The 20,065-nt window shown below is 44.9% G+C and carries 16 protein-coding genes, 8 tRNA genes and 1 rRNA gene; 21 read left to right on the forward strand and 4 right to left on the reverse strand.

The genetic code is table 11. The annotated features are described in order from the left end of the window. From BM210_RS28830 to BM210_RS28870, 9 genes are all read left to right on the forward strand, one after another. Positions 1 to 246, forward strand: a 23S ribosomal RNA gene (locus BM210_RS28830); the annotation flags it as partial. 108 nt (positions 247 to 354) lie between these two features. After that, positions 355 to 443 (forward strand) — tRNA-Ser (locus BM210_RS28835). A 17-nt stretch (positions 444 to 460) separates the two neighbouring features. Continuing rightward, positions 461 to 537, forward strand: a tRNA-Met gene (locus BM210_RS28840). 62 nt (positions 538 to 599) lie between these two features. Beyond that, positions 600 to 675: transfer RNA gene (locus BM210_RS28845), tRNA-Val, on the forward strand. A gap of 66 nt (positions 676 to 741) precedes the next feature. Beyond that, positions 742 to 817: transfer RNA gene (locus BM210_RS28850), tRNA-Thr, on the forward strand. Positions 818 to 834: 17 nt separating this feature from the next. Next, positions 835 to 911, forward strand: a tRNA-Asp gene (locus BM210_RS28855). A 79-nt stretch (positions 912 to 990) separates the two neighbouring features. Continuing rightward, a tRNA-Phe gene (locus BM210_RS28860) sits at positions 991 to 1,066 on the forward strand. A gap of 38 nt (positions 1,067 to 1,104) precedes the next feature. Further along, positions 1,105 to 1,189: transfer RNA gene (locus tag BM210_RS28865), tRNA-Tyr, on the forward strand. 6 nt (positions 1,190 to 1,195) lie between these two features. Further along, positions 1,196 to 1,268 (forward strand) — tRNA-Lys (locus tag BM210_RS28870). A 95-nt stretch (positions 1,269 to 1,363) separates the two neighbouring features. Here BM210_RS28870 and BM210_RS28875 read toward each other — a convergent pair. Beyond that, entirely contained in the window at positions 1,364 to 1,672 is a 309-nt protein-coding gene (locus tag BM210_RS28875; protein ID WP_091175911.1) for an MTH1187 family thiamine-binding protein, read from the reverse strand. Between the two features lie 47 nt (positions 1,673 to 1,719). Continuing rightward, positions 1,720 to 2,031 carry a chorismate mutase gene (locus BM210_RS28880; RefSeq protein ID WP_091175912.1) on the reverse strand — a complete coding sequence of 104 codons (312 nt, stop codon included), beginning with the start codon at positions 2,029 to 2,031 and terminating at the stop codon, positions 1,720 to 1,722. A 384-nt stretch (positions 2,032 to 2,415) separates the two neighbouring features. Here BM210_RS28880 and BM210_RS28885 point away from each other — a divergent pair, with 384 nt between their 5' ends. From BM210_RS28885 to BM210_RS28915, 7 genes are all read left to right on the forward strand, one after another. Then, positions 2,416 to 3,270, forward strand: a complete 855-nt coding sequence (locus BM210_RS28885; RefSeq protein ID WP_091175914.1) for an NlpC/P60 family protein — start codon at positions 2,416 to 2,418, stop codon at positions 3,268 to 3,270. Between the two features lie 235 nt (positions 3,271 to 3,505). Further along, positions 3,506 to 4,621, forward strand: coding sequence for a PucR family transcriptional regulator (locus BM210_RS28890; protein WP_091175915.1), 1,116 nt, complete (start codon positions 3,506 to 3,508; stop codon positions 4,619 to 4,621). 92 nt (positions 4,622 to 4,713) lie between these two features. Continuing rightward, positions 4,714 to 5,835, forward strand: a complete 1,122-nt coding sequence (locus BM210_RS28895) for an ABC transporter ATP-binding protein (protein ID WP_076230615.1) — start codon at positions 4,714 to 4,716, stop codon at positions 5,833 to 5,835. Positions 5,836 to 5,976: 141 nt separating this feature from the next. Continuing rightward, positions 5,977 to 6,918: an HPr(Ser) kinase/phosphatase gene (gene hprK / locus BM210_RS28900; RefSeq protein ID WP_091175917.1), complete on the forward strand. Its 942-nt coding sequence runs from the start codon at positions 5,977 to 5,979 to the stop codon at positions 6,916 to 6,918. 33 nt (positions 6,919 to 6,951) lie between these two features. Beyond that, the gene (lgt, locus tag BM210_RS28905; protein ID WP_091175919.1) at positions 6,952 to 8,070 is read left to right on the forward strand and encodes a prolipoprotein diacylglyceryl transferase; all 1,119 of its coding nucleotides are present in this window, start codon (positions 6,952 to 6,954) and stop codon (positions 8,068 to 8,070) included. 300 nt (positions 8,071 to 8,370) lie between these two features. Next, a complete protein-coding gene (gene ppaX / locus BM210_RS28910) occupies positions 8,371 to 9,036 on the forward strand; it encodes a pyrophosphatase PpaX (protein WP_091175921.1) in 666 nt (221 codons plus the stop codon). Then, a complete protein-coding gene (locus BM210_RS28915; protein WP_091175923.1) occupies positions 9,020 to 9,508 on the forward strand; it encodes an acyltransferase in 489 nt (162 codons plus the stop codon). Before ppaX ends, BM210_RS28915 begins: the two co-directional genes overlap by 17 nt. Positions 9,509 to 9,605: 97 nt before the next feature. On the opposite strand, the gene BM210_RS28920 is transcribed toward BM210_RS28915, so the two are convergent. After that, positions 9,606 to 13,988 carry an S-layer homology domain-containing protein gene (locus BM210_RS28920; protein WP_091175925.1) on the reverse strand — a complete coding sequence of 1,461 codons (4,383 nt, stop codon included), beginning with the start codon at positions 13,986 to 13,988 and terminating at the stop codon, positions 9,606 to 9,608. A 155-nt stretch (positions 13,989 to 14,143) separates the two neighbouring features. Continuing rightward, on the reverse strand, positions 14,144 to 15,283 hold the full coding sequence (locus BM210_RS28925; RefSeq protein ID WP_091175927.1) for an AI-2E family transporter: 1,140 nt from the start codon (positions 15,281 to 15,283) through the stop codon (positions 14,144 to 14,146). Between the two features lie 324 nt (positions 15,284 to 15,607). On the opposite strand from BM210_RS28925, the gene BM210_RS28930 reads away from it, so the two are divergent. From BM210_RS28930 to hisH, 5 genes are all read left to right on the forward strand, one after another. After that, complete coding sequence (locus BM210_RS28930; RefSeq protein ID WP_091175928.1) at positions 15,608 to 16,807, forward strand: ATP phosphoribosyltransferase regulatory subunit; 1,200 nt, start codon at positions 15,608 to 15,610, stop codon at positions 16,805 to 16,807. Between the two features lie 13 nt (positions 16,808 to 16,820). Further along, a complete protein-coding gene (gene hisG, locus BM210_RS28935; RefSeq protein WP_091175930.1) occupies positions 16,821 to 17,453 on the forward strand; it encodes an ATP phosphoribosyltransferase in 633 nt (210 codons plus the stop codon). 89 nt (positions 17,454 to 17,542) lie between these two features. After that, entirely contained in the window at positions 17,543 to 18,832 is a 1,290-nt protein-coding gene (gene hisD, locus BM210_RS28940) for a histidinol dehydrogenase (RefSeq protein WP_091176015.1), read from the forward strand. Then, a complete protein-coding gene (hisB, locus tag BM210_RS28945; RefSeq protein WP_091175931.1) occupies positions 18,825 to 19,430 on the forward strand; it encodes an imidazoleglycerol-phosphate dehydratase HisB in 606 nt (201 codons plus the stop codon). Before hisD ends, hisB begins: the two co-directional genes overlap by 8 nt. 1 nt (position 19,431) lies before the next feature. Then, positions 19,432 to 20,037 (forward strand): imidazole glycerol phosphate synthase subunit HisH, encoded by a 606-nt coding sequence (gene hisH, locus BM210_RS28950; RefSeq protein ID WP_091175933.1) that lies wholly within the window; start codon positions 19,432 to 19,434, stop codon positions 20,035 to 20,037. The last annotated feature ends 28 nt before the right edge of the window (positions 20,038 to 20,065 follow it).

Genomic DNA, 20,065 nt, shown 5'->3' on the forward strand with positions numbered 1-20,065 from the left:
CTGTCCTTAGTACGAGAGGACCGGGATGGACGTACCGCTGGTGTACCAGTTGTTCCGCCAGGAGCACGGCTGGATAGCTACGTACGGAAGGGATAAGCGCTGAAAGCATCTAAGCGCGAAGCCCCCCTCAAGATGAGATTTCCCAATTAGTAAGACCCCTTGTAGACGACGAGGTAGATAGGTTCGGGGTGGAAGTGCCGCAAGGTATGGAGCTGACGAATACTAATCGGTCGAGGGCTTATCCAAAAGAAAGGTCTTGCAAGCGAAAGCGAGTGAGGCGCGCTGCTCGAGCGCAATGTGAAGTTTCGGATCTAGTTTTCAGGGAGCAATGCGTCCATTGTTTCTAATGATCATGGAGAGATACCCAAGTGGCTATAAGGGGACCCTCTGCTAAGGGGTTAGACTGCGTAAGTGGTGCGAGGGTTCGAATCCCTCTCTCTCCGTAGTGAATTTTCCATGTGGCGGTGTAGCTCAGCTGGCTAGAGCGTACGGTTCATACCCGTGAGGTCGGGGGTTCGATTCCCTTCGCCGCTACCATTTCTTTTAATTGATTTTAATTAATGAAATGTGTTATAATTCGTTTGGTTTCATTCCATTATGGAGGCTTAGCTCAGCTGGGAGAGCATCTGCCTTACAAGCAGAGGGTCGGCGGTTCGATCCCGTCAGCCTCCACCATTTCAATTTTGAAGAATAATATTGATGATTCCTCCACATACTTGTTGAAGGACATCATACAAACTTGCCGTTGTAGCTCAACTGGTAGAGCAACTGACTTGTAATCAGTAGGTTGGGGGTTCAAGTCCTCTCGACGGCACCATGTACTTTTTCAAATGCGGAGCCGTGGTGTAGTGGCCCAACATGCCTGCCTGTCACGCAGGAGACCGCGGGTTCGAATCCCGTCGGCTCCGCCATTTTATTACCATTACTTTAAAGATGGACGAGTTTCCTTTTAATATGAATGGTACTTGAAATTTGAAAATATTGCAGTATGGCTCGGTAGCTCAGTCGGTAGAGCAGAGGACTGAAAATCCTCGTGTCGGCGGTTCGATTCCGTCCCGAGCCACCATTGGATTTTTACTGCAGCGATGCAGCATGATCCCATATGGAGGATTAGTGAAGTGGCTAAACACGGCAGACTGTAAATCTGCTCTCTCTGAGTTCGGTGGTTCGAATCCATCATCCTCCACCATGATTTGAGACATTAGCTCAGTTGGTAGAGCACCTGACTTTTAATCAGGGTGTCGTAGGTTCGAATCCTACATGTCTCATCCATACAAAAGTAAGAGACCTGCAAAGGTCTCTTTTTTTTTGTCGAGCATCATGTAATTTGAAATGTTTTGACATTCAGTTCATTTATACGGATTCATAGACCTAATTTTGTTTCTACCGATTTCATTTTTTGCTGCATGGAGCTGGGTTGATCTCGACGATCATCAATTTTAATGGATGTGGAAACACGTTGTGCCCCATTTTGAAAGGGCAGTTCATGCAAGCGGCTTATGACCTTGAATAAATCATCAAGCTCACCCTCTATAATCGTGCTCATGGGCGTCATTTGATAGCTAATGGGTTCTTTCGTCTGTGCAAGTACTTCCTGCATATTGGCTACATAAGCGCTTAAGCTGGTGGATGTGGTGCCAATCGGAATAATGGTGAGTTCGACAATGGCCATGAGAAGCAGCTCCTTTGTATTAGTAATGCGGTTTCCAGAATGTCACGTTATCGAACACGACTAGCTTGATCATCTTTCAGATTCATTGTCAGTAACTCCTGATGCCGAGAAATAACAATATCTATAATACGTCGGTAAATTTCTGATGCATATTCAGGAGTTAAGCCATGCCGTTCTGAAAGCTGAGTGATTTTCTGAAACTGTTGAGACTCACGGGTTGTATCTTGAGCATTTAGATTGTTTTTCGCTTTATAGAGTCCCACTTCTTCTGTATATTTAAACCTTTTAGCTAATAGAGCAATCATTTCATGGTCAATTTCGTCGATGTTTTTTCTCAATTCATCTAATCTGGATGTCATCCCATGCCCTCCTTTGTGTTTAATAAAAGGGTTGTCGTGCTTTGACGCTTTTTTGTGATAAAGCAGTTGATAAAACTGTAGCACATTCGTTAAGTGGTTGTAAATGAGGTACCAAGCTTTCTGTAGGTTCCTTTACGGTAAATGTAGCTGCTTACGCATCTTCAATTAAACAGATTGATAAGCAAACTAAGATTGAAGTGCATTGTAGGCCAAAAAGGGATATAGATGCAGAAGTCATTTCCTGATTGTGGACCGAAGCCCAACCTTTTCAGTTTCGAGGTACATATTGATCAATGAATCTCACATATTTTCCATGGTAATGTGTTGATATGGGAATAGAAGTCACCCAAAAATGGATAACATATGTGAAATTGGAGGGAATTCATGATGGTAAAAGGCAGTATGTTTCGGGCTGCAGGCTTGACCGTAGTTATGGCAATTGCTTTAAGCGGGGTTATGGCAGGATCGGCTTATGCCGCTTATGATGATATGGATGCTGTGTCATTAAGCAAAAAGCTGGTTGGGCATGATTTTACAGCAGGCGAGCAAACGATAGCTAAAGGCTTTGACGCATCGGGACTTAACTATTATGTATATAAAATGCTTGATTACAAGATGCCAAGAGCTTTGAACGACCAATATAATATGAATAAACCGTTGATAAAATCATTATCGAGTGTAATTGAAGGGGATGTTTTATTTTTCGGAAAAGGCAATACCCCAAGCTCATCAGGAATTTATATCGGAAACGGCAAGATGGTAATGGCATCTAAATCCAAGGATGAAGTGGTCACGTACTCCACGAGTACGTTTAGCAATGAATTTATCGGAGCACGTCGAATTTTGACCGCAAATGATCAGCTGCGTACGAAGCTGGTGCTTGAAGCCCAAAAATATTTGGGAACTCCCTACGTGTTTGGAGCCAAATACGGGCAAACCGAGACGTTTGATTGTTCGTCTTTTATGAAATGGATCTTTTCCCAATATGAAATCTCGCTGCCGCGCGTTTCCCGTGATCAAGCATTGGAGGGTAAATTCGTCAGCAAAAGTAATCTGGACACGGGCGATCTTGTGTTTTTTACAACAAAGGATTCCAAAGGAAAGATTGGTCATGTTGGCATGTATATCGGTGACGGTATGATGGTACATACTTATGGTGAGGGCGGGGTTAAATACAGCACGATCGACAGCGGATGGTGGAAGGAGCATTATGTAACGGCCCGCAGGGTGATTGATTGAAAAAATAGAATAAGCAATGAACCGGAGAAACCATCTTGTGCTGTACAAGGTGGTTTTCTTTGTTTGATACTTGGTTGTTTATCGCTATTTTGCTATGATAAAGTAGGATTGAAGGCCTCTGCTCAGCAGCAGAAGATTGTGGACATCAGGGACAAGGATAAATAAAGGATAACGGTTATACGGCATCATTATTTATCTTATCTTTGTTAAACTAAAATAGGTTGGGGGCTCAAGTATGGACTGGGAGCCATTAAGGCAGCAGCTGGAACAGATTTTCAAAGGGTCTGTACGTTTATCAAAATGGACTTGGGAGCATTGGTTGAATCAGCTTGAATCCGAAGCCAAGGACAAGCCAGCTTCAACGAAAAGTATCGTGCTTGAAGATCAACTCGTATTTTTCGTTAATAAGGATGCTCAGGATGCACTTGTATTGTCAGTAGCGGCCGAAGGTGTGACATTAGCAGAACGGCAGCTCGTTGAGCTGATGCTGGAGACTCGCCGTATGCAGGAGAAGAAAAACACCTCTTCCACCAGTGAGGAGGAGCGCAAGGCAGCGATGGTGAAGGATTGGTTCAAACAGCAGCAGGAGCTTGGGCTCGTTCATGCGGAAATGCCCGACACTTTGGTTTCCCAGCTGTCCTTGTATTCGACCAAGATTCCTTTACTGCTCTACGGGGATTATTCCCAATCACAGCGGGTGAGCTATCAGGAGCTGAAGAAGCTGCTGGAATCTTTTTTTGATACGGAGATGATTTTGATCCCGCTGATGGAGAAGGAATGGCTTATTCTTGGCTCCGAAAAAATGCTCTCGATCGATGCGGCTGATGAGCGTGATAATGGAGATGAAGAGAGCCTGGAGGATACCCTTGCGGCTATTGGATTCGGCTTGCACGCGATGCTGGAAAATGAATGGATCGGTGAGTGTCATCTTGCGATCCACTATCCTATTTTGCCTGCGAAGTCGTTGTATGCAAGTGTTTTGCAGCTGCGCGAAACGATCATGCTTGGACGTACCTATCATGTCGGAAGCAATATGCATTTGCCATGGTCCTTGCAGTTGGAGAAGCTTATTCATCAGATTCCCGAGGGGGATAAGACAAGCTTCCTGGAACGTGTATTGAAGCGACTTGATGTTGCGCTGGATTCGGAGACGATGACAACGCTGGAGCAGTTTTTCCGGATTGACTGTAATGTTAGTGAAACTGCGAAAAAGCTCTATATTCATAGAAATACGCTGCTTTACCGGTTGGACAAGTTTAAACAAGAGACAGGTTTGGATGTTCGTACATTTAATGATGCGGTATTGGTCAAGATTGCACTCCTATTGTACAAAGTAACGAAAAGAAAGTGATTTTTTTGTGAGGATTGTGCATAGTCACAAGCGGATAGGTAGGGTAAGATAAGGATATAAATTGATCATAAATATGTAGGGGGAATTGAATCATGGCAGGTGTACGCTTAAACCATATCGTAAAAAAATACGCGGGTGCAGAAGAAGCAACAGTTAAAGATTTCCACCTTGAAGTCAAAGATAAAGAGTTTGTCGTTCTTGTAGGCGCTTCCGGTTGCGGTAAGTCCACAACTCTTCGTATGATTGCAGGTTTGGAAGAAATCACTGAGGGTGAACTTTACATCGGCGACCGTTTGGTTAACGACGTAGCACCTAAAGACCGCGATATCGCGATGGTTTTCCAATCTTATGCCTTGTATCCTCATATGAGTGTTTATCAAAATATGGCGTTCGGCCTTAAACTTCGTAAATTCAAAAAAGCTGATATCGACGCTCGTGTTCGCGATGCAGCTAAAATTCTAGATATTACACATTTGCTTGATCGTAAACCAAAAGCTCTTTCCGGTGGTCAACGTCAACGTGTTGCCTTGGGCCGTGCGATTGTACGTGAGCCGCAAGTTTTCTTAATGGATGAGCCTCTTTCCAACTTGGATGCTAAGCTGCGCGTACAGATGCGTGCTGAGATCAGTAAATTGTCCAAACGTTTGGAAGTTACGACTATCTATGTAACGCATGACCAAACCGAAGCTATGACAATGGGTGATCGTATCGTTGTTATGGAAAAAGGAATTATTCAACAAGCCGATACACCAGAAGAAATCTACAACTTCCCGAAAAACATGTTCGTAGCGAGCTTTATCGGATCTCCTTCGATGAACTTCATTACAGGTAACTTCACTGATGCTAACAATAGCGTTTACTTCAAAGCGGATGGCGTGAATGTAGAAGTGCCAGAAGGTAAAGCAAAATTCTTGCGTGAAAAAGGCTACCTGGGTAAAGAAGTTGTTATGGGTATCCGTCCTGAGGATCTTCACGAAGAGCCAGTATTCCTGGAAGCTTCACCTAATTCCGTAGTTAATGCACATATCGAAGTTGCTGAGAACTTGGGTCATGAAATGTTCTTGTACTTGACTGGTATTGGCAAAAACAGCGTAGTAGCTCGTGTTGACGGACGTGCAGGATTCAAAGAAAATACAAACGTGAAATTAGCTGTTGATATGAATAAAGTTCATTTCTTCGATAAAGAATCAACATTATCCATCTTCACTTCATAATTTGCGTATAACGTAGAAGGCCAGTCTTAATGACTGGTCTTTTTTTATTGAATTCTAACTGGAATTCGCAGTATGAGTTGATTTATGACGGTATTTTATATACGATGGAATTATCGGGAAAATGAAGGAGACGGAAGAGAGATGCCAAAAAAAGTAAAAGTATCCGATCTTGTGGCGGAATTTCATTTGGAAGTTATTTGCGGTGAGGGAGGACTGAAAAGACAGATAACCGTAGCTGATTTGTATCGACCTGGATTAGAGATGGCGGGTTATTATGAATTCCATCCCATGGAACGTGTGCAAATTTTGGGGAAGACGGAACTGACCTTTTTTCATGGTTTGTCCTCGGAAGAGCGAATGGATCGGATGACCCGTCTGTGTGCCCCAGAGGAAACACCGTGTATTTTGATCAGCCGCGGTTTAGATGTGCCCATTGAGCTGCTGGCTGCTGCAAATGATAAACAGATTCCAGTGCTGCGAACTCCTCAGTCTACTACCATTTTATTAAGCAGAATAACAGGTTTTTTAGAAAATAAGCTTGCACCTTCTACGACCATTCATGGTGTTCTGGTAGATGTATATGGCATTGGGATCTTGATCTCCGGTTCTAGTGGTATTGGTAAAAGTGAAACGGCCCTGGAGCTTGTTAAAAGGGGACATCGGTTGATTGCCGATGATGCAGTTGAAATTCGTCAAACGGCTGATCATGTGCTGGTTGGAAATGCACCGGAGCTGATCCGTCATTTATTAGAAATTCGTGGTGTGGGTATCATTAATATGATGACTTTGTTCGGCGCTGGTGCAATTCGCAACTTGAAGAAAATTTCAGTTGTGATTAAGCTGGAAACGTGGCAGCAGGACAAGCAATATGATCGTTTGGGGCTAGATGAAGAGACAACGCGTATTATTGAAACCGATATTCCTTTGGTAACGATTCCTGTTCGTCCAGGACGAAATTTGGCGGTTATCATTGAGGTTGCTGCCATGAATTATCGTTTGAAGCGGATGGGTTATAATGCTGCGCTGCAGTTTACGAATAAGCTTACGGAAACATTAGCCGAAGATATGGACGATATGGAATAAGAGAAGGTTTCGGCATTCAGAAGGGAGAACAACATGTGGTTGGCTATGAATCCGATTGCATTTGGGATCGGGGCACTACAGGTGCATTGGTACGGTATTATTTTGGGTACGGCAGCCTTAATGGGTTTGCTGCTGGCTATTCAAGAAGGTAAACGGTTTGGCATGAATCCAGACTTTTATATGGATTTGGTGCTGCTTGGAGTGCCTTCAGCCATAATTGGTGCGCGAATTTATTATGTGGCCTTCAAGTGGGAAGATTACAGGGATAATTTATCCGAGGTCTTTATGGTATGGCATGGTGGTATCGCTATCTATGGCGCATTGATCGGTGCCGTCATTTGTGCCGTCATTTATACGCGTCGTAAAGGCTACAGCTTTTGGCGTATTGCTGATGTGTGCGCACCAGGTTTGATTATCGGCCAAGCTATCGGGCGCTGGGGGAATTTTATTAATCAGGAGGCTCATGGCGGGCCTGTGAGTGAGGCGTTTTTAAGAAACTCTCTGCACTTACCTGATTTCATTGTCAATCAGATGTTGATTAATGGCCAATATTATCATCCGACTTTTTTGTATGAATCTGTATTTAATTTTATTGTATTACTGATTTTGCTCGTGCTGCGCAGACGGTCATTTTTACGCGCAGGAGAGCTGTTTTTAAGTTATTTCATTGGGTATTCGATTGTCCGATTTTTCGTGGAGGGCTTAAGAACAGATAGTCTGGATTTCACCGGACCGGAATGGTTGGCTTCACTCATGAACGGACTGTGGGCGCCAATGAGAGCTTTAGGGTTTGAATCGGGTTTTATGACCTATGGCGGCAATATCCGCATATCACAGCTGCTTGCCGTACTGATCATCTTGTTCGCTTTGGCGTTTATGATGTATCGCAGAAAAAGCGGGGCTGCAGTCGAACGTTATTCGGATCCTATCCGTCCGCTTGGTTATGTAGAAGAGCCATCCGCGGCAGATGCGGATGCTGCAAATAATCCTGCTGAAGAATCTGCAGTACCTTTACTCACAGGCATCCCAGTGGTGACCCCGCCTTCAGCAGATCAGATTGTGGCACAACACACTGAGCATGCCTCTGAAGTAAAGACAGACTCAGAAGAATCTCAGGAAGTCATACTCAAAAAGCCAGAGAAGCCTGAGTAAACTGAGCGTGTCTCGCAGAGACGATGCTCCGCACACAACCGTCCGAATACAATGCAGCCCCAACAAAGTCAAGCGTGTCCGTAGGACGAAAGCGGCCCGAGAACACGGCAGTAAGCACACGATAAACCGCCACCCAAGTCAAGCGTGTCCCGCAGGGACGGTAGCGGCCCGAGAACACAATAGTCCGCACACGCTCCAAGGGAGTCCAGAGGGCAGCGCCCTTTGGGGCCCTCCCTATAGGGAGGGTTTAGGAGGGTAAACTACTTGGGTAACGAAAATTAGGGAGGACAATTCAGTCACATGATCCATACACTATTATTTGACCTCGATGGAACAATTATCGATACAAACGAGCTGATTATACAGTCATTTATACACACATTTGAAGGCATTACTGAAGAGCCGGTTACAAGGGAACATATTATTCCTAATATGGGTCGGCCGTTAATCGAGCAAATGAAATATTTTTCAGGTAGAGAGAATGTAGAAGATTTAGTGCTGAAGTACAGGACATTTAACATTGAGAAGCACGATAAGCTGGTGACGGAGTTTTCCGGTGTACGTGAAACGCTGGGTAAGCTGCATGCTGCTGGTATCAAAATGGGGATTGTTACAAGCAAAGTTCGGATTACTTCAGAGATGGGGTTAAGACTGTGCGGGTTGTATGATTATTTTGATTCGATCGTTACGGTCGATGATGTCAAATTGCCGAAGCCTGATCCGGAGGGCATACGCAAAGCGTTGACGGAGTTGGGTTCTGAAGCAGAGGGTTCCGTGATGGTTGGGGATAGTCATTACGACATAGAGGCGGCTCACAATGCGGGTATTCCTGTAGTAGCTGTTGCGTGGTCACTTAAAGGAATTCCGTATTTGCAGCAGTACAAGCCTACTTACATCATACAAGATATAAAGGAATTACTTAAGCTCACAGGAGTCGAGGAGATTTCGCTTGAGACAAACGGATAAATTTCCGATAGAGGGACCCAATTCACTTTGGCAAATGTACCGAACGGTTAGCCGCTGGAAGGCGGTTCGCAATTTTATTTGTATTCAAATCTCAAGATATACGCCATCACTACCTATGAAAAGGTGGATCTATCGCCATTTGCTGGGGATGAAGGTAGGGCATCAAACCTCTTTTGCTTTAATGGTTATGGTGGATGTATTTTTCCCTGAACGAATTGAGGTAGGGGATAATACGATCATTGGATACAACTCGACGATTCTGACCCACGAATATTTAATTAAGGAATACCGAATAGGAACAGTCCGTATTGGCTCTCATGTCATGATCGGAGCGAATACGACGATTCTTCCAGGGGTGACGATTGGCGATCATGCAGTGATAGGTGCGGGCTCTGTCGTACATAAGAATGTAGAACCTTATAGCTTTGTTGCCGGTAATCCGCTTCAGGTGATTCGCAGTGACATTCGATGAGCGATTGGAGTCAGTTGTTCATAGACCAATGAAAGTAAATGAAAAAAGACCCATTAGGGTCTTTTTTGCGTGCAGCCAAGAGGATAGTTTGTACCGATTATCGAACCGTAACTTGAACAGAACTGAACTGTTGACTAGGGGATTTTACCTGAATGGTAAAACCGATTACAGCATTACCAACATGCGTGATTTGTCCTTGGGAGTTTATGGTTACTGTGTTGTCGCTACCATAACTGCCACCTGCGAATATGATATCGGTGATTGTATAAGATAGTTTTAAAAATGGCTGATAAAGTTGGATATTCTGATCTGTCTTCGCATTACCATTATCGTCCTTATGGGTTTCAGGAGTTCGATCGGATATATACTCATTGCCATACTGGTCAACAATGGAGAGCTTACGACCAAGTTGAGTGTCCCATGCATACAGTTTAGACAGAGCTGCAATGGTTTGTAAGTAGGGCCGATCAATGGTAGCACTATTTACGGCAAACATCAGGCTGGTAATGATCGGAGCCTCATTTTTACTGACAGTATTTAATGAGGCTGCTTGAGGATTTCCAGCAATATCGCGATAGGATACCTGGAGTTGTGCTGTTCCAACACCCATACCGGCGATGAATATAGCTTCTGTAGTATTTGAAACAGAGTAAGTAGCATCAACGACACTTCGGTTTGAGCTGCTAACGGAGGTGACACTATTTGGGATAGATACGGTCTCCCCAGCACTCGTCGTTGCGCGAACCTTAACTTGTCTAGTGAATAATGGATAGTATTTTTTTGCATAGGTAGCATCGTTAACGCCACCCACGTAGTTATCCAATGCGAGAATGGTGTTATTTATTCCTTTATCGATATAAGCCTCGTAATTCAATTTGTTTTTAAAATCGCTTGGATCGAGAACCTCGATGGTTGTAGTTAAGGAGCTGATTTCCTTAGAAAGGATGCAGTAGCCAGCACCACCACCGCCACTGCTAGAGCTACCGTTAGAACTACTGCTGCCGCCACCGCCGCCGCTAGAGCCACCGTTTGAAGTGCTACTACTGCCGCCACTACCGCTGCTGGAGCTCGGAACACTGTTATAGCTGGTGCTAGTGCATTGAAATTCGTTGAGCTGGAAACTCAGTGAATAATGTGCCCCTGGTGCTGCATTGCTGGTAATCAGCTTAAATGATTTGTCATAAATGTCTTCAAAACGTAATTGGTAGTAGTCTTCATATTGATTGACGTATTCGTTAAACTTTTTGATTGTTGCCTCCCGATTCGCAGCAGTAGGTATCGCAACAAATTTCTTGGTTGTCAGAGCAGCTCCGCTGCCATTTGGATTAGCCACATCATTGCTTTTTAATGAAAAGCCATAATCACTATTTCCACTGCCAGTGATAATGGTATTAGCTACAAGCTTTACTTGTATTGCATAATCGATATTTCCTGAAGACATTTTATAACCTTCGCCGTATTGATCATAAATTTTTACTTTTAACTCATTATCCGTATTATTGGCCATATATCGATTAGGTGCTTTTGAATAGGCTATTCGATCCGGTATACGCTTCTCACCGACGATGGTTATAAACTGTGCCTTAGCATCCGACTTGTTTTTCATTTCAACAGTAATGGTCGCAATACCTTTCACACTTACGCTGTTAATAGCGATTTTGCCTCTGTGTATGCCTGATTGTACGATGGGAATCATAACCGGTTGCCCAATCTGCGGGTCGAGTGTTTGATAAGGTTCAAGAATGATACCGCCGGTAGAATATATGGAGAATTTGTAAGCCATATCTGCAATCTCAGTTGGAGTCAGTACTTTCCCTGAAGCATCTTTGATTATCAACGGAACAAACATTTTTTTATCTGTATCAAAATCCCCTGTAATCTGATCTCCTTCTGCTAGCGTGGTGTGGTAGCTGCTGTCAAATGCTAATTGAGTAGTTCCAATCGACCATGTAGTAAATGTAAGTTGAGCTGTCAAAATGGTCGTATTTCCCGCAGCTACAGCAACTTTCATGGGCTCAGTCGAATATCCACCCAAGGAAGCCAATAAAGAGTAATTACTGCCGCCTGGAATATTACTGATAGTGAACTTGCCTGTAGAATCCGAAATGGCTGAAAATGCGGTTCCTAACACAGTGACTGCAGCTCCTGCAATGGGTAAACCATCAGGGCCCATAACGTAGCCGCTTATCGCACCAGTCGTTACGTTGGGTGAACTGCCTTGAGCTTTTACAATTAGCTTAAATTCCTTGGTTACTGTTAATCCTTGTTTGGCAAATGTCACTGTCAGATTTACCTCTACATCAGCTTGTCCGGAAGCTGGTCGGGTGACGATGCCTTCTTTACTAATAATAGAGGCGTTGGAGGTTGTCCAGCTAAGTACCGTTCCATTGGCCCCGATAAGTGGCAGCGCTATATGACTGGTTACATAGGTATCTGTGTCTCCTGCATTGAAATTGATCATAAACGTCGATTTGGCATTATCCAAATCAGCAACAATTGGAGCTTTCAAAGCTGCAATGGACTGCTTGGCGGCCGCAAGAACGTTATTATTGACAAGGTCAGCTTCTACAGCACCTATACTTAGGGCACTGGTTGCTGCGGTATCGGCTGTGCGAATCAAGGTTTCTTTTTCCAGACTGTATTCAGAAAATGTTCCTATCAGATTGATGGCTTGAACTGCTATCGCTATTAATGCTGTCTTTATCTCTTCCGAGGCTGTTACCTTGACCCCAGCAGCAACTGTTATAAAAATAGCTGCAATTTTGACAGGGTCGCCAGTCAGTACAGCATTTCCGTTGACTTGCATGTTCTGAATGTTGGAGGAACTGCCAATATCCAGAATAGAACCCACTGCAGAAGCATCTACAGTTAATGAGCCTACGCTGCCAGAGCCTTTAAGTTCAACAGAAGCATTTGGAGCAGATATGTTGATGGCTCCCAAAGTGGCGTTAGGATCGACAGTAATTTTGGCATTGGATGCAATATTCAATTGGTTAATGGCTGTTTGGCCACCAGAATTTTCTGCAGGTGCTTCAAGCTTGATGACAATATTAGCTGCATTAGTGGAGATCGTACCTTTAAAGCTGCCTCTCAAAATAATATTTTGGTTGGCAGTGCCAGTATCCAAAGTAATATCGCCAAGCGTACCCGCAGTAGACTCCAGTATCACCTTGGAATACACACGAGTCATCAAGACTTGAGTACCCTCCAAAGATTGGACTCTAACTAAGGGGCTTTGAGCAGAGGCATTTACTTTCAGAACATTCGCTTTTGTTTTTAAAAGTTTTATGGAGCCAGGGCTTCCAGACAAAACTTCGATATTGTTGGCTTCCACGTTTTGCAGTGTGATTTCACCTGTCTCACCCGGATCCAGTCTTAATGTGCCGGTGATTACAGAAGTACCGCTTGCCGGACCAAACGTTCCGCTTGTACGCAGGAGCATATCGGTAAAGGTTCCGCCTTGATTGATGAGTGTTTCTGCGCTCGGGGTTGAATTGGCTGAAGAGGAACTGCCACCCCCGCCCCCGCCGCCAAGGAGAACACTAAAACCTGCTATTGTGATTCCTGTCTCTTTTCCTTTGTAGCTTAGCTTGTAGACAGTACCCGATGATTGATAGCTTGTTGTTAAAACGACGATAGCAGCGTTCTCCGGTTTAAGTTCAGCATTGGAAATGGATAGGCCGTTATCAAATGCAAAATCGGCTTTGTCCGTAGCAAGGAGGGGGCGATTGAATGTTACTTCAACTGTTGTTGCCGTCATCGGAGCAGCACTTCTCACTGTAAGAGCAGCATACTTATTAGTAAGCAGGCTGGCCTTTTCTATGTAATTTGATTTATTATGGCTGAATTCATAAGCTAGTCGGGCTAACGCTTGTCTTTCTGCGTTCTCTTTGGGACCGAACTTTAGCGAACCATCCGAACGTTCCAGACCGTTTACAAAACCAATCTGGAATGCAAGGGAAACACTAGCCTGTGCCCAACTGGACACCTCTTGGGTATCTGTGAATGTATTTTCTACGGGTATACCCAAGCTTGCCGATTCCAGGCCTAAGGCTCTTATAAAGAAGACGACGAGCTCTTCACGCGTTACTTTTGCTTCCGGCGAAAAGGTAGAAGCAGTTGTTCCCTGTGTAATCCCGGACTCGACAAGGGCCCCCACAAAACCACGGTACCAGCTGTTAGGTTCGACGTCTGTAAACAAGGAAGCCTTGTCCGTATTCTCCTTGAGTCCAAGAGCCAACACAACCATTTTGGCTAACTCGGCACGGCTCATGGTTTTGCGAGGTTGAAAAGATCCATCCTCATAGCCGGAGATAATCCCTTTATCGGCCAGAGTCTGGATTTCTTTTTGTGCATAGGAATCACTGATGTCATTCAATGAACCTGCTGCCCCCCATCCTACTGCAGGAAGAATCATGCTGAATAATAAAATAAGGACAAGCATCGTACTGATTGTTCTGTGTGACTTTGTGTATAGCATGAAATCGTCTCCATTCCCTTAAATATCGTATAAATCCAACATTTACCACTATACAATATGGAAGAATGGGCTACAACACAAATATACATTTTTACATTTTGAAAGCGGAAAATCAAAAAAGAGCCCTAGTCAGGGCTCATTTCATACAGAGGAAGTTACTCAAAAGTCCTATACAATCCGGATCGCCGTCTAAACCAATCGAACAGATGGGAAGCTATGACCTTCAGCACGGCATAACCGGGAACAGCAAGAATGATTCCGACTAATCCGAACAGGTTACCAGCTGTCAAAATGACAAAAATGATCGTGATCGGATGGATTTTGAGTGTTTTGCCCATAATTTGCGGAGATATAAATTTACCTTCTATTAACTGCACGATCGTCCAAATGACAATCATTTTGAGCAGCATGACAGGAGAGGTAACGGCAGCAACAATTAAGGCAGGTGTGATCGCAATGGCAGGCCCCAAATAAGGTACTACGCTGGTGAAGGCGGCAATGATGGCAAGAATCAGTGAGTATTTCAGACCAATAATCAAATAGCCGATATAGAGCAAAAATCCGATGCAAAAGCTGACGATAATTTGCCCGCGGATATAGGTACTGATTTGATGGTTCATTTCGGACATGACTTCAAAGGTCTGATTGCGAAAAGAGTTGGGAAGGAAGCTTAGTATGTAATCGGGCAGTCGTTTACCTTCTTTAAGCAAGTAGAACAAAATAAAAGGAACTACGGCAATCGCGAGCAAGGTTTCGGTGATAAAGCCAATAAAACTTCCGATGCTGGCCCCGGCCAGACTTATAAAAGAGGTGATTCGTTCGGTTATCGTTTGGGTCCAATCGTTGGGGTTGAACCCGGTCGTTTGCTGGATTTGATTGAAGATGTCGTTTCCAATCCATGATTCAAAATTCTGCTGAACTTGCTCGCTATAGGCTGGGAAGTTGTGAACCAATTCCATAATTTGCGTATGAATGACCGGTATTACGGCAAGAATCAAAAGCGTAATGACAGCAATAATCAATATGTAGAGTGAGATGATCGAATAAATCCGTTTCATGTTTTTACGTTCGAGTAGATCGACAATCGGATTCAATAAATAATAGACGATACCAGTCAAGATCAGCGGCAGCAGGACGGTTTTAACCAGTACAATAAATGGTTTGAAAACAAAGGGAATTTTGTTTAATACAAAGATATTGAGACCGATCAATAGTAGGGTCAGTAAAAATAAAACAAACTTGTTGTTTAAAAACAACCTTTTGAATCGATCCGGCCTGATTTCAGGTAGTTGCATGTTCTTGCCTCCACAAATATGATAGAACGAGACTTTCCTATTTAATCTTTACTCCATCGGGGAATATTTCAAACACTTTATAAGATATTTAAAAGAAGGTTTTTCCATTATAACGTGAGCTTTATTATATACAGGATTCCCAAATGGGAATAATTTCATAAGTTCTGCTTGGATGGAATTTGCAGTGTATACATAGCCAATTCTGTATTGACGTTAGGTAGTTTCAATGGTAAACTAACGATTATATTCTTTAACTTGGTAGTATGGTAGCACATTATCGCACTAAAGTAAATTATTAAGCAGGATATAGGTGGGTGAAGAACGGTGTCCAAACCAAAAGTATTTGAAAAGCCAACCGGGGTTAAGGATTATCTTCCGGAGGCAGTAGCTAAATTGCGGACCATTGAAACGAATGTATTGAACTGTATGGAGCGATGGGGATACTCGGAGATTATTACGCCTACATTAGAATTTTACGACACGGTGGGGGTAGCAAGCTCTACGGAGGATCGGAAGCTGTTTAAATTACTGGACCGTAACGGGACCACGCTTGTGATGCGCTCCGATATGACAGCGCCGATAGCTCGGGTCGTATCCTCCTTGTTGAAGCAGCAGCCTTTTCCTATTCGCCTTTCTTATCATGCGAATATATTTCGTGCGATTGAAGCGGAAGCAGGACGTGATGCTGAGTTTTTTCAAACCGGAGTGGAGCTGGTAGGTGATGCTTCCTCGGAATCCGATGCAGAGGTAATTGCCTTAGCTATAGCGAGCCTGCAAGCGGCTGGCGTCAAGGATTTCAAGATTGCGCTTGGGCATGTAGGTTTCCTGACAGGGCTCTTTAATGAAACGCTTCAGGAGCGTAAGGATGAGCAGCAGAGCTTGAAGCAATGTCTGTTGAATCGTGATTATGTTGGCTATCGGGAAAACATTAAGGCACTTGGTTTAAGCGAGGACCTGCAAAAAGAGCTGGAAGGTATTCTACGCTTACGTGGAGGCGAGGAAATATGTACACAGGCTCGGCTAGTAACGCAAGACCCGGTAGCACAGCAATCCATTGCGCATTTGTGCCAGGTATGGGATGTACTGAAGGCTTACGGAGTCAGTGAGCATGTGTTGATTGATTTAACAATGATCGGAGACTTTTCCTATTATACAGGCATGACGTTTGAGGGATATGCGGCTGATTTGGGCTTTCCCGTGTGCAGCGGTGGTCGGTATGATAATTTACTGACACAATTCGGACGTCCCGCTCCGGCGACGGGGTTTGCGCTTAAGACAAACCGGATTTTGGAAGTCATTAGCAAGCGACCTACCGAATCTAGCTTTCGGGTACTTATTGCCTATAAAGCTGCAGGGCGTGAGGATGCCTTTCGGATGGCAAAGGAGCTGCGTATGCGTGAAGGCACGAAGGTTGAAACGCGACTGCTTTCCGAAGATGAGGGCAAATTAGCAGCCGTTCGACTAGACGATGATACGTTTGTTGTGAATGGTGTTTCATATGGGGATGTTATTGAGTTTGATTAAAGGAGCGGGACCTATGCAGGATGTATTGAAAGTGGCGATGCCCAAGGGGCGTATCTATAAACAGGCTTCCAAGTTGTTTCGCGAGGCGGGGCTTTTGATTCCAGAAGATATGGATGATTCGCGCAAGCTGATTATTCCAGTGCCTGAGGCGAATATGGAATTCATTATGGCTAAACCGGTCGATGTGCCCACTTATGTGGAGTATGGTGTAGCTGACATCGGAGTAGTGGGCAAGGATGTATTAATGGAAGAAGATCGCGATGTGTATGAGCTGTTGGATTTAGGTATAGCACGCTGCCGCATGTCGGTCATTGGCTTGCCGGACTGGCAGCCGGTATTGAATCCGAGAGTAGCGACTAAGTATCCTAATGTAGCCTCGCAATTTTTTCGGGAGCGTGGTCAGCAAGTTGAGGTTATCAAGCTGAACGGCTCGATTGAGCTGGCTCCTTTGATCGGTCTTGCGGATCGTATCGTGGATATGGTCGAGACCGGGCAAACGCTTAGGGATAACGGCTTGGTGGAGCAGGAAGAAATTTTTGCAATCACTACCCGTTTGATTGCAAATCGTGTCAGCTACAGGATGAAAAATGCGACCATTCAGGCGCTTTGTGACAAACTGCAGCAGATGATTGCATCGGTACGTTAAGAGACGAGAATAGAAGGTAGAAACGAAGTAGAATGAATCCAATTGCTCTTGGCATTCAATATATGATAAGGAAGAAAGGGGAATCAGCCATGAAAATTGTGCCGGCAAGTGAATTTTCGCTGCGCCGCGAGCTTGAATACGGCTCAGAGGAGCAAAATGAGAGCGTTAAGCTTATTATCGAGGCTGTGCGCCGTGAGGGTGATTCAGCGCTGCGCCGTTTTTCACAGCAGTTTGATGGTGTAAGCGTACAAGAGCTGCGTGTCAGCAAAGAAGAAATTGAAGCTGCTTATGCTTCAGTGGACGAGAGCTTTCTTACTGCACTCCGTGAGGCAGCCGTTCGGATTCGCAGCTTTCATGAGAAGCAGAAGCGTACGTCCTGGATGGATTTGCAGCCGGATGGCAGCATCCTGGGTCAAGTTGTCCGTCCTCTGCGGCGTGTTGGCTTGTACGTACCGGGAGGGAAAGCAGCCTATCCCTCATCAGTTCTGATGAATGCGATACCTGCCATGGTAGCGGGTGTTCCAGAGATTGTGATGGTTACCCCACCTGCAACCGCCGGGGTTGACGGGATTGATCCCCATATTCTCGTAGCGGCTGCTGAAGCGGGTGTCAGCGAGATTTATCGTGTTGGCGGCGCACAAGCTGTCGCAGCCCTTGCCTATGGAACGGAAACGATTCCAGCAGTAGATAAAATCGTCGGTCCAGGTAATATTTACGTTGCTTTGGCAAAACGCTATGTATTTGGTGTTGTCGATATCGACAGTATCGCGGGACCGAGTGAAATTGTCGTGTTAGCTGATGATACAGCTGATGCTTCTTATGTAGCGGCAGATTTGTTATCGCAGGCTGAGCATGATGAGATGGCGTCAGCGATACTGGTTACACCTTCGCAAGCACTTGCAGAGGCTGTACAGGCAGAGGTTGCCCGTCAATTGGACTCATTGCCAAAGCGGGATATAGCTGCCCAGTCGATTCGCGATAATGGCGCTATTTTAACTGTTGCTAATTTGGAGGAAGGCGTACATGCTGTTAACGAGCTGGCGCCCGAGCATCTGGAAATCATTACAGCAGATCCGTTCCAGTATTTGAGCAAGATTGAAAATGCAGGCGCAATTTTCCTCGGTCCTTACAGCTCTGAGCCGGTAGGCGACTATTTTGCCGGCCCGAATCATGTACTGCCTACCAATGGCACGGCAAGGTTCTCCTCGCCGCTCAATATTGATGACTTTATGAAGAAATCGAGTGTTATTTATTATAGCAAGGAAGCGCTGCTGCGTGATGGCGCGAAAATTATCACTTTGGCTCAACATGAAGGTCTAGAAGCACATGCCAGAGCGATCCAAATCAGACTTGAGAAAGAAGGGAATTCCAATGGCTGACGAGCAGCAGGCGGTACGTTCGGCAAGTATTGACCGTAAAACGAATGAAACGAATATACAACTATCCTTTAACGTAGATGGCTCGGGTATTTCTCAGCTTGAAACCGATGTGCCATTCTTAAATCATATGCTCGACTTATTCACGAAGCACGGACAATTTGATCTGAAGGTTACAGCAAATGGGGATATCGATATCGATGATCACCACACTGTAGAGGATATTGGGATTTGTCTTGGAGCTGCGCTGCGTGATGCCTTAGGAGACAAAAGAGGTATTAAGCGGTATGCTAGTGTGTTTATCCCGATGGATGAGGCACTGGCACAGGTAGTTATTGATGTCAGCAATCGTCCGCATTTTGAATATCGTGCCGAGTATCCGTCTGCGCAGGTGGGCAGCTTTACTACAGAGCTAGTGCATGAGTTTTTGTGGAAATTTGCTCTTGAAGCGCGAATCACGCTGCATGTGATTGTTCATTACGGTCACAATACGCATCATATGATCGAAGCCATCTTCAAGGCATTGGGGCGTGCACTGGACGAAGCGACGAGCATTGATCCGCGCGTGAAAGGCGTGCCATCGACGAAAGGGGTCCTCTAGCATGATTGCGATCATCGACTATGGCATGGGCAATCTGCACAGCGTCAGCAAGGCTGTCGAGCGGTTGGGCTATGAGGCGCTTGTGACGTCAGATGAAAATGAAATTATGGCGGCAGACGGTGCTATTTTACCCGGTGTTGGCGCTTTTGGCGATGCGATGGAGCAGCTTCGTGAATCCCGTCTGGATGAAGTAGCTGTGCGTTACGCACAATCCGGCAAGCCGCTGCTCGGCATCTGTCTCGGTATGCAGCTGCTGTTCACCAGCAGTGAGGAGCACGGTTCGTATCAGGGGCTGAACCTGCTGCCAGGTAAAGTAGTCCGGTTCCAAGGCAGCTACAAAATTCCGCATATGGGCTGGAATCGACTGCAGTTTCAGCAGAAGGGTCCGCTTTTTGCAGGTATTGAAGAGGGCCATGTATATTTCGTTCATTCCTTTCATGCACTGCCAGAGCAAGCATCCGATTTACTGGCAGTAACAGACTATTATCAGCAGGTAACGGCCATTGTGGGGCGCGGCAATATATATGGGATGCAGTTTCATCCAGAGAAAAGCGGTAGTATCGGTATGCAGCTTTTGGGTAACTTTCTTGGCCTAAGCAAGCTGTAAACTTATTTGAGAATAAGCAGAACTTATT

The sequence above is a fragment of the Paenibacillus sp. 1_12 genome, from assembly GCF_900114475.1.
Classification (GTDB): Bacteria; Bacillota; Bacilli; order Paenibacillales; family NBRC-103111; genus Paenibacillus_S.

Excerpts from the sequence above, each read along its gene's own strand:
- BM210_RS28875 (WP_091175911.1), bottom strand. The coding sequence starts at position 1,672 with ATGGCCATTGTCGAACTCACCATTATTCCGATTGGCACCACATCCACC.
- BM210_RS28880 (WP_091175912.1), bottom strand. The coding sequence starts at position 2,031 with ATGACATCCAGATTAGATGAATTGAGAAAAAACATCGACGAAATTGAC.
- BM210_RS28885 (WP_091175914.1), top strand. The coding sequence starts at position 2,416 with ATGATGGTAAAAGGCAGTATGTTTCGGGCTGCAGGCTTGACCGTAGTT.
- BM210_RS28890 (WP_091175915.1), top strand. The coding sequence starts at position 3,506 with ATGGACTGGGAGCCATTAAGGCAGCAGCTGGAACAGATTTTCAAAGGG.
- BM210_RS28895 (WP_076230615.1), top strand. The coding sequence starts at position 4,714 with ATGGCAGGTGTACGCTTAAACCATATCGTAAAAAAATACGCGGGTGCA.
- hprK (WP_091175917.1), top strand. The coding sequence starts at position 5,977 with ATGCCAAAAAAAGTAAAAGTATCCGATCTTGTGGCGGAATTTCATTTG.
- lgt (WP_091175919.1), top strand. The coding sequence starts at position 6,952 with ATGTGGTTGGCTATGAATCCGATTGCATTTGGGATCGGGGCACTACAG.
- ppaX (WP_091175921.1), top strand. The coding sequence starts at position 8,371 with ATGATCCATACACTATTATTTGACCTCGATGGAACAATTATCGATACA.
- BM210_RS28920 (WP_091175925.1), bottom strand. The coding sequence starts at position 13,988 with ATGCTATACACAAAGTCACACAGAACAATCAGTACGATGCTTGTCCTT.
- BM210_RS28925 (WP_091175927.1), bottom strand. The coding sequence starts at position 15,283 with ATGCAACTACCTGAAATCAGGCCGGATCGATTCAAAAGGTTGTTTTTA.
- hisG (WP_091175930.1), top strand. The coding sequence starts at position 16,821 with ATGCAGGATGTATTGAAAGTGGCGATGCCCAAGGGGCGTATCTATAAA.
- hisD (WP_091176015.1), top strand. The coding sequence starts at position 17,543 with ATGAAAATTGTGCCGGCAAGTGAATTTTCGCTGCGCCGCGAGCTTGAA.
- hisB (WP_091175931.1), top strand. The coding sequence starts at position 18,825 with ATGGCTGACGAGCAGCAGGCGGTACGTTCGGCAAGTATTGACCGTAAA.
- hisH (WP_091175933.1), top strand. The coding sequence starts at position 19,432 with ATGATTGCGATCATCGACTATGGCATGGGCAATCTGCACAGCGTCAGC.